This is a genomic window from Pararhodonellum marinum (genome assembly GCF_015354735.1).
GTDB lineage: Bacteria > Bacteroidota > Bacteroidia > Cytophagales > Cyclobacteriaceae > Pararhodonellum > Pararhodonellum marinum.
On sequence record NZ_JACEFJ010000004.1, the window covers coordinates 142,398 to 156,149 of the forward strand.

General features: G+C 41.7%; 14 protein-coding genes. 11 read left to right on the top strand and 3 right to left on the bottom strand.

The window, feature by feature from the left end:
• Positions 1 to 3: 3 nt before the first annotated feature.
• From H1A14_RS09930 to H1A14_RS09960, 7 genes are all read left to right on the top strand, one after another.
• The gene (locus H1A14_RS09930) at positions 4 to 579 is read left to right on the top strand and encodes an adenylate kinase (RefSeq protein WP_194776102.1); all 576 of its coding nucleotides are present in this window, start codon (positions 4 to 6) and stop codon (positions 577 to 579) included.
• Positions 580 to 664: 85 nt separating this feature from the next.
• Positions 665 to 1,657 (top strand): GTPase ObgE, encoded by a 993-nt coding sequence (gene obgE, locus H1A14_RS09935; protein WP_194776103.1) that lies wholly within the window; start codon positions 665 to 667, stop codon positions 1,655 to 1,657.
• Between the two features lie 61 nt (positions 1,658 to 1,718).
• The gene (locus H1A14_RS09940; protein ID WP_228527714.1) at positions 1,719 to 2,282 is read left to right on the top strand and encodes a nucleotide exchange factor GrpE; all 564 of its coding nucleotides are present in this window, start codon (positions 1,719 to 1,721) and stop codon (positions 2,280 to 2,282) included.
• A gap of 4 nt (positions 2,283 to 2,286) precedes the next feature.
• On the top strand, positions 2,287 to 3,393 hold the full coding sequence (gene dnaJ / locus H1A14_RS09945; RefSeq protein ID WP_194776104.1) for a molecular chaperone DnaJ: 1,107 nt from the start codon (positions 2,287 to 2,289) through the stop codon (positions 3,391 to 3,393).
• 84 nt (positions 3,394 to 3,477) lie between these two features.
• Positions 3,478 to 4,365, top strand: a complete 888-nt coding sequence (locus H1A14_RS09950) for a hypothetical protein (RefSeq protein ID WP_194776105.1) — start codon at positions 3,478 to 3,480, stop codon at positions 4,363 to 4,365.
• 52 nt (positions 4,366 to 4,417) lie between these two features.
• Positions 4,418 to 5,320, top strand: coding sequence for an ABC transporter ATP-binding protein (locus H1A14_RS09955; RefSeq protein ID WP_194776106.1), 903 nt, complete (start codon positions 4,418 to 4,420; stop codon positions 5,318 to 5,320).
• Positions 5,313 to 6,620: an ABC transporter permease gene (locus H1A14_RS09960; protein ID WP_194776107.1), complete on the top strand. Its 1,308-nt coding sequence runs from the start codon at positions 5,313 to 5,315 to the stop codon at positions 6,618 to 6,620. Before H1A14_RS09955 ends, H1A14_RS09960 begins: the two co-directional genes overlap by 8 nt.
• A 63-nt stretch (positions 6,621 to 6,683) precedes the next feature.
• Here H1A14_RS09960 and H1A14_RS09965 read toward each other — a convergent pair whose 3' ends face one another.
• Positions 6,684 to 7,154 (bottom strand): Dps family protein, encoded by a 471-nt coding sequence (locus H1A14_RS09965; RefSeq protein WP_194776108.1) that lies wholly within the window; start codon positions 7,152 to 7,154, stop codon positions 6,684 to 6,686.
• A gap of 158 nt (positions 7,155 to 7,312) precedes the next feature.
• Between H1A14_RS09965 and H1A14_RS09970 the strand changes: the two genes are divergently transcribed.
• Positions 7,313 to 8,548: a sensor histidine kinase gene (locus H1A14_RS09970; RefSeq protein ID WP_194776302.1), complete on the top strand. Its 1,236-nt coding sequence runs from the start codon at positions 7,313 to 7,315 to the stop codon at positions 8,546 to 8,548.
• A gap of 144 nt (positions 8,549 to 8,692) precedes the next feature.
• A complete protein-coding gene (locus H1A14_RS09975) occupies positions 8,693 to 10,273 on the top strand; it encodes a peptide chain release factor 3 (RefSeq protein WP_194776109.1) in 1,581 nt (526 codons plus the stop codon).
• A gap of 27 nt (positions 10,274 to 10,300) precedes the next feature.
• Here H1A14_RS09975 and H1A14_RS09980 read toward each other — a convergent pair whose 3' ends face one another.
• Complete coding sequence (locus tag H1A14_RS09980; protein ID WP_194776110.1) at positions 10,301 to 11,206, bottom strand: YihY/virulence factor BrkB family protein; 906 nt, start codon at positions 11,204 to 11,206, stop codon at positions 10,301 to 10,303.
• A 307-nt stretch (positions 11,207 to 11,513) separates the two neighbouring features.
• Between H1A14_RS09980 and H1A14_RS09985 the strand changes: the two genes are divergently transcribed.
• Complete coding sequence (locus H1A14_RS09985; protein ID WP_194776111.1) at positions 11,514 to 12,248, top strand: RluA family pseudouridine synthase; 735 nt, start codon at positions 11,514 to 11,516, stop codon at positions 12,246 to 12,248.
• Positions 12,249 to 12,332: 84 nt separating this feature from the next.
• Positions 12,333 to 12,842 carry a SixA phosphatase family protein gene (locus tag H1A14_RS09990; protein ID WP_194776112.1) on the top strand — a complete coding sequence of 170 codons (510 nt, stop codon included), beginning with the start codon at positions 12,333 to 12,335 and terminating at the stop codon, positions 12,840 to 12,842.
• A gap of 100 nt (positions 12,843 to 12,942) precedes the next feature.
• On the opposite strand, the gene H1A14_RS09995 is transcribed toward H1A14_RS09990, so the two are convergent.
• Positions 12,943 to 13,668 carry a nitroreductase family protein gene (locus H1A14_RS09995; protein WP_194776113.1) on the bottom strand — a complete coding sequence of 242 codons (726 nt, stop codon included), beginning with the start codon at positions 13,666 to 13,668 and terminating at the stop codon, positions 12,943 to 12,945.
• Between the last annotated feature and the right edge of the window lie 84 nt (positions 13,669 to 13,752).

Below are 13,752 nucleotides of genomic sequence, written 5' to 3' on the forward strand. Positions count from 1 at the left end.
AAGATGCATAACATCGTTTTATTTGGACCTCCAGGCGCTGGAAAAGGAACGCAAAGCGAGAAACTTATCCTAAAATACAACTTGATTCATATATCTACGGGTGACCTGTTCAGAAAACACTTGGGTGAAGGAACAGAATTAGGAAATCTAGCCAAAAAATACATGGATGAAGGCAACCTGGTTCCAGATGAAGTTGTCATCGGAATGGTCGATGATAAAATCAAAAGCACCAAAGATGCCAATGGATTTATATTTGATGGTTTTCCTCGGACAGTGGCTCAGGCGGAAGCCCTAGATGCCTTGTTAGAAGAAAACAACATGAAGATTTCCTGCATGATTGCTTTGGATGTGCCGGAAGAGGTTTTGAAAGAGAGGATTAAAGAAAGAGGAAAAACTTCAGGGAGAGTAGACGATCAGAATGAACAAAAGATCAACACCAGGATCCGGGTTTATTTGGAAGAAACACTACCTGTGGCGGGATATTACCAAGCACAAAACAAACTCACCAAAGTGCATGGTGTAGGAGGAATAGACGAAATCTTCCAAAAAATCACCAAGGTGGTAGACGAAAGCATATAAAAAATATTTCTTACCTTTGCGTGTTCAATTGGCTAAGTATGCGATGCTTAGCCAATTTTATTTACACCAAAACCAAAAGCTAATAGTGGCTGATTCCAATTTCATAGATTATGTTAAGTTCTGTTCCCGGTCAGGTGCAGGAGGTGCAGGTTCGGTTCATTTCCGAAGGGAAAAACATGTACCTAAAGGCGGGCCTGACGGAGGTGATGGGGGCCGGGGAGGACATGTTATCCTAGTAGGGAACAAACAGCTCTGGACATTGCTTCATTTGAAATACAAAAAGCATGTGATTGCAAAAGCTGGAGCCAATGGAGAAGGTGGAAGAAGAAAAGGGGCTGACGGTACCGATATTGTCTTGGAAGTTCCACTGGGTACTGTTGCAAAAGATGCTGAAACAGGAGAAGTGAGATTTGAAATTACAGAAGAAGGCCAGGAGGTAATTCTGACTTCTGGAGGTCGAGGTGGCTTGGGAAATGACCATTTCAAAACAGCCACCAACCAGGCTCCACATTTTGCTCAGCCTGGAGAACCAGGCATAGAGGAATGGATTATACTTGAGCTTAAGCTTTTGGCGGATGTCGGATTGGTAGGGTTTCCCAATGCAGGCAAATCTACCCTTTTATCCACCTTGTCAGCAGCAAAACCGGAAATTGGAGATTACCCCTTTACCACATTGGTACCAAATCTGGGGGTGGTTGCCTATCGGGATGATAAATCATTTGTAATGGCTGATATTCCCGGAATCATAGAAGGGGCTTCGGAAGGCAAGGGTTTAGGTATCCGGTTCCTGAGACACATCGAGCGGAATTCGATCCTATTGTTTTTGATACCTGCTGATGCTGAAAGCATTGCTGATCAGTACAACATATTGCTGAATGAACTCAAGAAATACAATCCTGAGTTATTGGATAAGCACCGCTTACTGGCCATTTCGAAGTCAGACATGTTGGATGAAGAATTGATAAGGGAAATGGCAAAGGAAGTCCCTAAAGAAATCCCACACATATTTATTTCCTCTGTCAGCCAATATAAACTCGATAAGTTGAAGGACATGATCTGGCAGGCCCTGATAGAATAGTGCCACTTTGTCAGCAAGTGCTTTATGGCAAAAGAATTGATGATTAGGAAAAGGTTAAAAGATGAAAGATCAAATGGCGGAAAAAGACAATTTAGAAAAGGAAGAAATTCTGAAAGACCAAACTACCGCAACAGAGCATGTGGAGCAAGCCAGTATGGAACAAGATCAAGAGACAGATGATCAGAAGCTGGTGAAAGAGAATCAGGAGTTGAAAGAAAAGTACCTACGGCTCTATTCTGAATTTGATAATTACAGAAGGAGAACAGCAAAAGAGCGTCTGGAACTTATTAAAACTGCTTCTGAAGATGTGTTGAAAGACTTGATTACTGTGGTTGACGATTTTGAGCGGGCTTTCAAAGCTGAAGAAAGCAAAGGCCATGAAGCCAATGATCAAGAAGGTAACAGACTAATTTACCAGAAGCTGGTCAAAATTATGGAGTCGAAAGGATTGAAACCGATGAACGACCTGCATGGGAAACCCTTTGATGCAGAAACCCAAGAAGCCATAACGCAGATCCCGGCCCCAACAGAAGACCTGAAAGGCAAAGTGGTGGATGTGGTAGAAAAAGGATATACATTGGGCGATAAGGTAGTCCGGTATGCCAAAGTGGTAATAGGAGCATAAAATTATGGCAAAGAGAGATTATTACGAGGTATTGGGGGTCAGTAAAAGTGCCCAACAAGAAGAAATAAAAAAGGCCTATCGAAAGATGGCCATTAAATATCACCCTGACAAAAATCCAGGAAACCCCGAAGCTGAAGATAAATTCAAAGAAGCTGCGGAAGCCTACGAGGTTCTGAGCAATCCTGAAAAAAGGCAACGTTATGACCAATTCGGCCATCAAGGCTTAGGGGGCAACGGTGGCTTCAGCGGTGGTGGAATGAACATGGAGGACATTTTTTCCCAGTTCGGAGATATATTCGGAGGAGGTTTTGATGGATTCTTTGGAGGCGGTTCCCGAGGAGGTCGAAGGACCAAAAAGGGAACTAATCTGAGGGTTAAGTTGAAAATGAACCTTCAGGAAGTAGCCAATGGGGTTGAAAAAAAGATCAAAGTAAAACGCCACGTAGTCGCACCAGGAGTTTCTTTCAAAACCTGTACCACCTGCAATGGGGCTGGTCAGGTGAGAAAAGTGGTCAATACCATGCTTGGACAGATGGTTTCCGCCAGCACCTGCCCTGCCTGTGGTGGTAGCGGTCAAATGGTTGATAAAAAGCCAGCCGATGCTGATCCTCAAGGCCTGATCGTAAGAGAAGAGATTTTATCCATCAATATCCCGGGAGGGGTGGCTGATGGCATGCAACTCAGCATGTCTGGCAAAGGCAATGAGACACCAGGTGGTATTCCTGGCGATCTTTTAATAGTCATTGAGGAGGTGCAGGACGACATCCTTCAGCGTGATGGAAACAATGTGGTCTATGACTTGTATGTCAATTTTGTAGATGCCGCCCTAGGAGCTCAGATTGAAGTACCTACCATAGAAAGTAAGGTGAAAATCAAACTGGAACCAGGTACACAAAGTGGTAAAATTCTCCGTTTGAAAGGCAAAGGAATCAAAGACATCAATGGCTACAACAGAGGAGATCAACTCATCCATGTAAATGTGTGGACACCAAAGCAACTCAGCAAAGAGGAAAGAATAACATTGGAAAAACTCCGGGATTCTGCCAATTTTAATCCCGACCCCGGAAGCGGAGAAAAAAGTTTCTTTGACAAAATGAAAGAGTTCTTTTAAAAATAAGCATATTAAGCCAGAAAAGTTTCTGGCTTTTTTTTGTCCAAACCAAACCTTTTAACTCTTGAGTCGTAATTTATGCGTATGTGGAGAGTACTATGCTTGTTGATCGTGGGAAGCCTTACCTTGTTTGTAACTTCCGAGGCACAGATTGTCAAGGAGTTCAAGGTGGAGCAAGGGATTGGTTTAAATGCCGTAAATTTTGATTTTTCCTCCTATAAGGGAGTCTCCAAAATAAAAAGAGATCCTACAGGATTTCCGTTAATGGTTCATGCCCATTTATCTAAAGTCAACATCCTGCCCTCCTTTTCACATCACAGAGATGATGCGGTACTTTTCACCTCTCTTTCTCATAGCAATGTGGAATCGGAAAATCTAGGGAAAAGTCTTTCTTATAGATTGTTTGGCAGTAATGAAGGAGATTTTGACCATATCTGGGAAATTGGATTGGGAAGTACATACCTTTATAATCTGAATTTAAATTTTGGAATCGGGATGGCAAATCTGGATTTTTCAGATCTGTTGGTTTCGCGGTGTAAAATTAACACTGCCAGCGCGGATGTTAACCTCTATTATACCAAAAAGGAAATCAATGCCACCTTAATGGATACCATGATGGTAAAAATCAATATGGGCACTTTGGAAGCCAATAATATCAATTATGCTAATGCAGAGACCATGATGTTTGAAATAAATTACGGCAAAGTCAACCTTGGATTTGAAGAGGGGATGGCCAAAGCCTGTGACATCTCTGCCATTGTGGGAGCCGGATCTGTCAATGTGGTATTGCCTTCAGAGAACCAACCCTACAAAGTCATCATCAAATCCACCCCTATGTGCAGGACTTCGGTTCCTAAGTACCTCAAAAACATCGGGAACAAAACCTATGTCAGTAAGGCATTTAAGGAAGATGCGGAAAATTTGATGACCATGAGAATCGATGTTTCTGTAGGTTCTGTTACATTAAAATGATTTTTAGACTCGCATTTTTTTACTAATATTAATTCCTCAAACCTGTACTGTGTTGAAAACCCTGGAAGTGATCCAATTGAGTAAAAAATACGGGAAAACTCCCGCCCTTACAGATATAAATCTGGAAATACCTCAAGGATCTATTTTTGGACTATTGGGCCCTAATGGCGCAGGTAAAACCACCCTGATTAGAATCATCAACCAAATCATCGAGGGAGATTCAGGTGATATTTTGATTCAGGGAGAGCGATTACAACCTAAGCACATAAGCAGAATTGGATACCTTCCGGAAGAAAGGGGTTTGTACAAGAAAATGAAAGTGGGCGAACAGCTGCTATATTTTGCCCAACTGAAAGGCATGCCGACAGGGGAAGCCAGACAAAAGGTAGAAGAATGGTTGAGACGTTTGGACATACATTCTTGGAAGGAGAAAAAGATAGAAGACCTTTCCAAAGGTATGGCACAGAAGATCCAGTTTATTTCCACTGTGATACATAGTCCTGAAATCCTGATTTTGGATGAACCCTTCAGTGGTTTTGATCCTGTCAATGCCGAACTGATAAAAAATGAGATACTCGAACTGAAATCTTTGGGCACGACTGTGATCCTTTCTACCCACCGAATGGAGTCCGTAGAGCTACTCTGCGATCACATTGCCATGATCCATCGCTCCTTCAAAGTGCTTGATGGACCTGTAAAGGAAGTAAAGCTAGCTTCAAAACCCCATGAGTTTCTGGCCAAAATCAAGAAAAACGGGAAACCCCTGCCAGCTAATTGGCAATATGGGGTAGAAACTGAGGATTATGCCAGTTTTCTCATTCCTTTAAATGGCCAATCTCCCAATCAGATTCTAGGCCAAGCCATGGAATATGGGGAAATTTTGGGATTCGAGGAGATCATCCCCTCCATTGAGGAGATTTTTATGGAAAAAGTGAAAGAAGATACCCATGAATAAAATTCTACTGGTCATCAGAAGGGAGTATCTGTCCAGAGTTAAGAAGAAATCCTTCTTACTGGTTACCTTACTCACGCCATTGATTTTCCCCACTATCATGGCCGTTTTTCTATGGATCGCCATGAAAGATACAGGGGAGGATGCTCTGAGAATCATAGAAGTAGTTGATGAAAGTAACGAATTTTTTCTGGAAAGTGCGGATCAGTATGTTTTCACTTTTTCAAATCTAAGCAGGGAAGAGGCCAAAACCTTGGTACAGAACGGTGATCGTTATGGCTTCTTGTACATTCCAAAAATCGATTTAACAAATCCTTCAGGGATAGTTTATTATACCAATAAGACCCCCAGCTTCGCTTTGGTCAACACCCTTGAATCTTCCCTGAAACGGAAAATTGAAGAACTTAGGCTTTTTCAATCTGGTATAGATCCCAAATTGATCAATTCCCTTAGGACCAATGTCAGCATTCAATCCATCACCCTTGACAATGCTGGGGAGGAAAAAATATCCAATGCCACGGTCAATTTCGTGATTGGATTCATGACAGGGATCTTGATTTATGTCTTTATCCTGATATATGGCAATCAGATCATGCAGGGAGTAATAGAGGAAAAATCCAGCCGGATCATAGAAATCTTGGTCTCTTCCATTAGGCCTTTTCAGTTGATGTTGGGAAAAATCATCGGCATTGGTGCTGTGGGTTTGACACAGTTTTTGATTTGGATTGTTTTGATTTTTGCGGTGACCTCTGTGGTGGTGGGGTATTTTGGCATGCAGATGCCTCAGCAACAGGCCATGGAAATGGCCAATCCGGCTGCGATTTCGGCTATGGGAGATTCTGCTGAAATGGCACAGATTTTAGAGGTGATCTATGGTATTAATTTCATAAAATTGGCATTGACTTTTGTGTTTTATTTTATAGGTGGGTACCTTCTTTATGGGGCGTTTTTTGCAGCTATCGGTGCCGCGGTAGATAGTCCATCAGATGCACAACAATTTATGTTTCCGGTTACCATACCCCTTATCATTGCTTATATGGGGCTTTTTGTCTTTGTATTAGAAGACCCCAACAGTCAAGTCTCTTTTTGGTTGTCCATCATTCCGTTTACCTCTCCCATTGCCATGATGGGCAGAGCAAGTTATGGGGTGCCGTTTTTTGATTTGGCCCTGTCTATGGGTCTGTTGATCCTAGGATTTCTTTTTACCACTTGGTTGGCCGGAAAAATTTACCGAATTGGTATTTTAGTCCATGGTACCAAAGTCAATTACAGAACTTTATGGAGATGGATAAAGGCAGATTAAAACAAAAACAGCCACTCCTCAATAAGGAACGGCTGTGTGCGCCTATAGGATGTTTATTATTAATTATTTTAGATATGCCGAAAGCATCCAAATCACTTTTTCTTTGGATGTGATGTAATCGCTCATCAAAGTGACGGTACCTTCATCTCCCTTTTCTGAAGCCGCTTCTAGAACCATCCTCTCGAGGTTTAGCAGGGTGGTTAGGTTTTCTCTGATAATTTCCACCATCTGTTTGTGGTCATCCACTTTTTTGGCCTCTTTGATCTCGGCATTATCAATGTATTCCTGAAAGGATGAATAGGGACGCTCACCCAAGGTAAGGATACGTTCGGCAGTCTCATCTATGGCCAGATTGGCTTCGTTGTACAACTCTTCAAATTTGGCATGGAGTTCGAAGAAATTCGGTCCCGAAACGTTCCAATGAAAATTTCTCAGGTTTTGGTAGTATATTTCGTAATTGGCTAAAAGGAGGTTGAGCTTTTCACTCAATGCCTGACTTTCTTTTATTCTCAAGCCGATATCGTTGGTTTTCATAAATTGGTAAGTTTTGTTTTTTTAAAAATATTACTCCAATTTACAACTTTATCTCCAGCCTTTCTAATGAATATTTCCTATTTGGAATAGATAATATCTATCCGAAACAGGAGTTATAATCAAAACCAAAAAATTTGCTGACTCAGCGCGTGCCCATGATAAAAAATAAATTTCAGGATTTAGCCGCTATTGACCTTTATTCCAACAGAGGGAGCGTAAAATGGTTGATATTCCTGTTTTCTTTGATCATTAGTATTGGGTCTATTTATTATACAAATACACTCGTAGAAGAGCTGAAAGAAAGGGAAAGAAAGCAAATTGACCTTTATGCATCCGCGTTGGAGTATGCGGCTAGCAACATGGATGACAACCTGAACTTCATCAACCAGGAGATCATCATGCAAAACAACAACATTCCGGCCATCATAGCGGACATAGAGGGCAATCCGACCGGAGAATCCAGAAACATCAAGTTCAAACCAAACAGCACAGAGGAGGAAAAACTGGAAACCCTAGAGCGTGAAATTAAACTGATGCAAGCAGAATATGATCCCATCCAAATGACTGAGGATCTCCTGATTTTTTACAGAAATTCTGAGCTCTTGACCCGATTGAAGTATTATCCCTATGTGCAACTTTCGGTCATTCTGGTGTTTGGCATTTTAGCCTATGCAGTTTTTAACCAATCCAAAATTGCAGAACAAAACCGTGTTTGGGCGGGGCTGACCAAAGAAACGGCCCATCAGCTGGGTACTCCCATTGCTTCATTGATGGCTTGGATAGATTACCTCAAAAACTCACCCGTATGGGAGGAAAACCAAGAGGTGATATCGGAAATGGATAAGGATGTGGTCAAGTTGAGGATGGTCACAGAGCGATTCAGTTCAATTGGAAGCAAGCCTTCTATACAAGATGAAAATGTCTATCAGGTGATTGATGAAGCCATCACTTATCTGAGACCCCGGATTTCCAGCAAGGTGGATATACAGTTGAATAAATATGCCGAAGACATTGAAGCCAAAATCAATCGATCCTTATTTGAATGGGTCATAGAAAATATCTGTAAAAATGCGGTAGATGCCATGAAAGGTCAGGGTTCCATCTCCATCGATATCGTCAAAGAAAGCGAAAGGTATGTTTTTGTAGACATAACAGACACGGGTAGAGGAATGGAAAAGAAAATGTATAAAAAAGTGTTCCATCCAGGATTTACCACACGGCAGCGGGGCTGGGGTCTTGGACTCACCTTGGCTAAAAGAATCATTGAAGGCTACCATAGCGGAAAGATTTTTGTCAAGTCCTCAGAAGTGGGAAAAGGCACCACTTTCAGAATTGTCCTTAATGGTGTCAATGAGCAAGCTTACGAGGCTAGGTCAGAAGGCTTTTTGGGATAATTTTTTTAGGTGGATTGCATCGCATGCATTGCCCTTGCCTCCAACAAAATCTAGATTTGGAAATGGATCATTTGTAAAAGTAATTTTTCCAAACTACTGAATTTAGGCTTACCTTTGCCCCTCCAAAACACTAGCGGATTCACCATGAGTTTCACCCAAGAAATACAAAAAAGGCGCACTTTTGCCATTATTGCTCACCCGGATGCAGGAAAAACCACCTTGACAGAAAAACTCCTGCTATTCGGAGGAGCCATCCAGACAGCAGGTGCCGTGAAATCCAATAAAATTGATGTAGCAACCAAGTCTGACTGGATGGAAATAGAAAAACAACGGGGGATCTCTGTGGCTACTTCTGTGATGGGGTTTGAATACAAAGATATCAAGATCAATCTCTTGGATACTCCAGGTCACCAGGATTTTGCTGAGGATACCTACAGGACCTTAACTGCGGTTGATTCGGTCATTATGGTCATTGATTGTGTGAAAGGGGTAGAAATTCAGACCGAAAAGCTGATGGAAGTCTGTCGGATGCGCAATACACCTGTGATTTGTTTCATCAACAAACTGGATAGGGAAGGAAGAGATCCGTATGATCTTTTGGATGAGGTGGAGGAAAAGCTCAACATACAGGTAAGGCCACTTTCATGGCCTATTGGTATGGGCAAAAGCTTTAAGGGGGTTTACAACCTTTATGAAAAAAAACTGAATCTGTTTACCCCAAGCCAAAGAAAGCTCAGTGATGAACGAGAAGAATTTGAAGACCTCACCGATGAACGGTTGGACAGCATATTGGGAAATAGCTATGCGGATCAATTGAGGGAAGATGTTGAACTGATTGAAGGAGTATACCCTGATTTTGATACCAAAGATTACCTGGAAGGAAAAGTTGCTCCCGTATTTTTTGGGTCAGCGGTCAATAATTTTGGAGTCAATGAGATGTTGGACACCTTTATCCGCATTGCACCGGCGCCCAAAAGCAGGCTTACGGAATCCCGGGAGGTGACTCCGGAGGAGAAAAACTTTTCTGGATTTATTTTTAAAATTCATGCCAACATGGATCCCAATCACAGAAATAGGATTGCCTTCCTCAGGATTTGCTCAGGCAGATTTGAAAGAAACAAACCCTATAACCACGTAAGAGGCCCAAAGCCTTTGCGGTTTTCGAATGTTACCTCATTTATGGCTCAAGATAAAGAAATCATCGATGAGGCCTTTCCTGGTGACATTGTGGGTTTGTATGATACGGGGAATCTAAAAATAGGAGACACAATCACCGATGGGGAAGAGATGACCTTCAAAGGCATACCCAGCTTTTCTCCTGAGATTTTTCGGGAAGTGATCAACAAAGATGCCATGAAAACCAAACAAATGGAAAAAGGGCTAAAGCAATTGATGGAGGAGGGGGTGGCCCAATTGTTCACTTTTGACATGGGGTCAAGACGTGTGGTAGGTACCGTGGGACAGCTACAGTTTGAAGTAATTCAGTTCAGGCTGAAAAATGAGTACAATGCCACAGTTGAATTTGCACCGATGAATCTCTATAAGGCCTGCTGGATCCAAAGCAAGGATAAAAAGCAACTGGATGAATTCGTTCGTTCCAAGAACAGGCACATTGCAAGGGACAAAGACGGCAAATTAGTCTTTATGGCAGAAACCAAGTCTTGGCTTCAGATGGTTCAAGACAACTATCCAGAGATAGAATTTCATTTCACTTCGGAATTTTGACAGGGGTAAAATCCCCCCACCATAAATCTAGTTTCCTCTTTCTTCCTTTTCATACAGGTAGGCAATCGGCTTTGGTTCCGCTACATGTCCTCGGTGCCTGCTGTAAGATCTGGTGAAAACACCTCCAATGAAGAAAATGATTGAACTGTAAAATATCCAAAGTAGCAGTATCACCAAAGACCCTGCCGCAGCATAATAACCTTCGATCTTGGCATTGTTGAGAATGATAGCAATCACTTCTTTTCCAATAACAAACAAAAGGGTAGTGATCATACCTCCTGCAATAGCATCCCTCCAAGTGATGAGGACATCAGGAAGGTACTTATGTATAAAAGTAAAAAAAACAAACACAACCAAAACATTGAAAAGCAAACTGACTCCTGTGATAAGGGTGCCTTCCAGAAAGTTAGGCAAAATATCCAGATGACCTCGCACATAGCCTATTGTTAGATCCAGGAGCAGACTTAGTACAAGTATAAATCCCATACCAACGACAAGAATCAACGTAGCAGACCGGTATTTCAAAAGTTTAAAGAAATTAACCTTTTTTTTGACAGACACTTTCCAAATGGAATTCAGGGCTTTTTGCATGATAAAAAAAATCATGGTTGCACTTTTTATCACGATCAGAGCGAGCAAAAACATATAAATAAAGCCGGTGGGCAGCTCAATGATGTTATCGATTACCTTGCCCACTTGTTCACCAGCTTCAGCGTCCACATATTCCCTGAATTTTATCACAATTTCTTCCTTTACGGTTTCTCCGTCAAAGAAAAGCCGGCCTACCAAAATAACTACCAACAGGATGGCAGGTAAAGAGAAAATTGTAAAAAAAGCTATTGCTGCACAATACACCACTGGTTCTTGTTCTCTCAGGCTGCTGAGGGATTTTTTGATGACTTCCCAGGTGGTTTTGAAAAAATGTGAAATCATGGTATTCAGGATTTTCGAGTTAAACCCCGGATGGGGGCTGATTTCATCAATTACTCAGTTTAGGTTTGATGATTATTCCTTATTAAGGAACGTTTCATTTATATGGTTCCCTACATTCCGACTTATTGCTGCAAGGTGTTATGAAAAGGGAATCATGTATTTTTATTTTCGGTAGTGGAGTTACACGAATAGGCTTAATAAATCGGATTCAATGAAATGCATAGTTTTACTTATTTTTGGGTTGCATATTTCTCCTTAGCCCCTTCCCAATACTTTTGCTACCTTTGCAGAGGAAATTTTGCCAGACATGAGAAAGAAACCTTTTACCGTAGTTTATGAAGACAATCACCTTTTGGTGGTGAATAAAGCCGCCGGTATTTTGGTACAGGGAGATATCACGGGGGATAAGACCTTGATTGATTATGCCAAAGAATACATCGCAGCAAAGTATGAAAAACCTGGGGCGGTATTCTTACATCCTGTGCATCGGTTGGATCGGCCAGTAAGTGGTCTGGTGGTTTTTGCGAGGACTTCCAAAGGGCTTGAAAGGATGATGGAGATTTTTAGAAAACGGGAAATCCATAAAGTATATTGGGCCATTTGTAAAAGAAAGCCCAAAGAAGAAATGGGTAAACTCAACCATTACCTTGTCAAGGACGAGCAGAAAAATGTGGTAACAGCCCATGACCGTGAAGTGCCAGGGTCCCAAAAAGCAGAATTGAACTACAAAACCTTGGGTAAGCTCAATGACCACTGGTTGCTTGAAGTGAGGCCGGTGTCAGGCAGACCACACCAAATCAGGGTACAATTGGCCAGCATGGGTTGTCCTATCCGTGGGGATCTGAAATACGGATTTTCCAAGCCTAATCCGGACGCCAGCATCAATCTCCATGCTTTTCATTTGGTTTTTGTACACCCCATCAAAAAGGTAAAACTTTATCTACGTGCCGCCCTCCCGGAAGAGCCTTTTTGGGAACAATATTTGGAATTTGAAATCATCAAAGCCAAAGACCAACACCTCGACAATACCTTTAGCGGTTGAATCTTCATTCTGGTCAATTCCATTTGTATCTACATCATCACCCAAGGATTATGTTGGGCATCTTGAAGTAGTTAAATTCGAACGATGAAAAAATTACTAGCTATTCTCTTAATGACAACCATTGCAGGGGCCATTTTTTCCTGTGGCACCAAGCAAGAACCCAAAACCATATACATCGTCAGGCATGCTGAAAAGCAGCTTGAAAAAGAGGATCCTCCATTGAGTGTGGCAGGAACGGTCCGTTCCAAAAAGCTTGCACAGATCCTTGAAAACAGGGATATTGAACACATATTTATCACGAATACCCTTAGAACACGCCTGACAGCCACACCCCTGGCCGAAAAAACCGGTATTGCTATGGGCTATTATTCCGCCCAAGACCAAGATGCTTTGGTCAAAGAATTACGGGAAATCAAAGGGAATGTCTTGGTAGTGGGGCATTCCAATTCTATCCATCACCTGGCCAATTATTTTATTGGGCAAGAACCAAAAATCCCACCAATAGAAGAAATCGATTACGAAAATATATTTATCGTAGAACTGAAAGAAGACGGGAAGAGCGAATTGATCAAAAGGAAGTATAGGGATTATTGATTGCCTTACTTTTATTTTCTTCCTAGTCTTAGGAAATTAAGCAGTTCGAACTTTAATCCCTAGAAGTTGTCAGGTTATCATGTTATCCGAATTTTTAGATTTAAAGGTCAAAAATGACCTCATCCGATGGAATTCTGAATCGTTTGCCATAAATCCCTTCTGGTTTAGCTTCACCGCAGGCAATGATCATGGAGATTTCTGAGGCTTTTGGCAGATCGAGCAGATTTTTCACCCTTTTGGAATCAAAACCCTCCATGGGGCAAGTATCATAACCTTCAGCTTTCATGGCATACATAAATGTCATGGCTGCCAAAGCGGCACTTTTGTGTACACTGATCCTGATATCCGTTTCTGAGACTTCTCTCACCATGGGTTTTTTCAAGCCTAAATACCATGCGATCACTTGCTTGATCCAAGACCAACCAAAAAAATTAGTGTATAGCTTAGGCACAAGTTTACCATAATAGTTTAAGGCTTGCCTGCGTTTTTTTTCGTCTGCCGCTTGATACAACTCTTTGATATAGGCATGGTTTGCTTCTGATCTTTTCTTCCATTTGTCTCTCCTTGTTACCACTACCACAAGTTCCCTGGCAGTGAGTGCTGCTTTTTGGCGCATACAGAGGGGTACCATTTTATTCTTTAGGTCTCCTTCCTTGATCCGATAAAATTCCCAGAGCTGCAAATTGGAGCTGTTAGGTGCCAGGGTGGCCATCTCCAAACATGCCCTTACGGTCTCATGATCAAAAAAACGCTCCTGATCAAAAATCCTCACAGACCTTCTTTCCTGAAGGAGATCAAAGAAATTTTGGTTGTAATGAGTGCGCATGTGAAAGGAATTTAAAGGTAATTTTTAATAACCTATCATTGCTTTGTATAAAGATATGTTGCTAATTTAGGAAGATTTAATTTA

Coding starts and splice junctions, on each gene's coding strand:
- dnaJ (WP_194776104.1), top strand. CDS start 2,287: ATGGCAAAGAGAGATTATTACGAGGTATTGGGGGTCAGTAAAAGTGCC.
- H1A14_RS09960 (WP_194776107.1), top strand. CDS start 5,313: ATGAATAAAATTCTACTGGTCATCAGAAGGGAGTATCTGTCCAGAGTT.
- H1A14_RS09985 (WP_194776111.1), top strand. CDS start 11,514: ATGAGAAAGAAACCTTTTACCGTAGTTTATGAAGACAATCACCTTTTG.
- H1A14_RS09975 (WP_194776109.1), top strand. CDS start 8,693: ATGAGTTTCACCCAAGAAATACAAAAAAGGCGCACTTTTGCCATTATT.
- H1A14_RS09930 (WP_194776102.1), top strand. CDS start 4: ATGCATAACATCGTTTTATTTGGACCTCCAGGCGCTGGAAAAGGAACG.
- H1A14_RS09980 (WP_194776110.1), bottom strand. CDS start 11,206: ATGATTTCACATTTTTTCAAAACCACCTGGGAAGTCATCAAAAAATCC.
- H1A14_RS09965 (WP_194776108.1), bottom strand. CDS start 7,154: ATGAAAACCAACGATATCGGCTTGAGAATAAAAGAAAGTCAGGCATTG.
- H1A14_RS09940 (WP_228527714.1), top strand. CDS start 1,719: ATGAAAGATCAAATGGCGGAAAAAGACAATTTAGAAAAGGAAGAAATT.
- H1A14_RS09950 (WP_194776105.1), top strand. CDS start 3,478: ATGTGGAGAGTACTATGCTTGTTGATCGTGGGAAGCCTTACCTTGTTT.
- H1A14_RS09995 (WP_194776113.1), bottom strand. CDS start 13,668: ATGCGCACTCATTACAACCAAAATTTCTTTGATCTCCTTCAGGAAAGA.
- H1A14_RS09990 (WP_194776112.1), top strand. CDS start 12,333: ATGAAAAAATTACTAGCTATTCTCTTAATGACAACCATTGCAGGGGCC.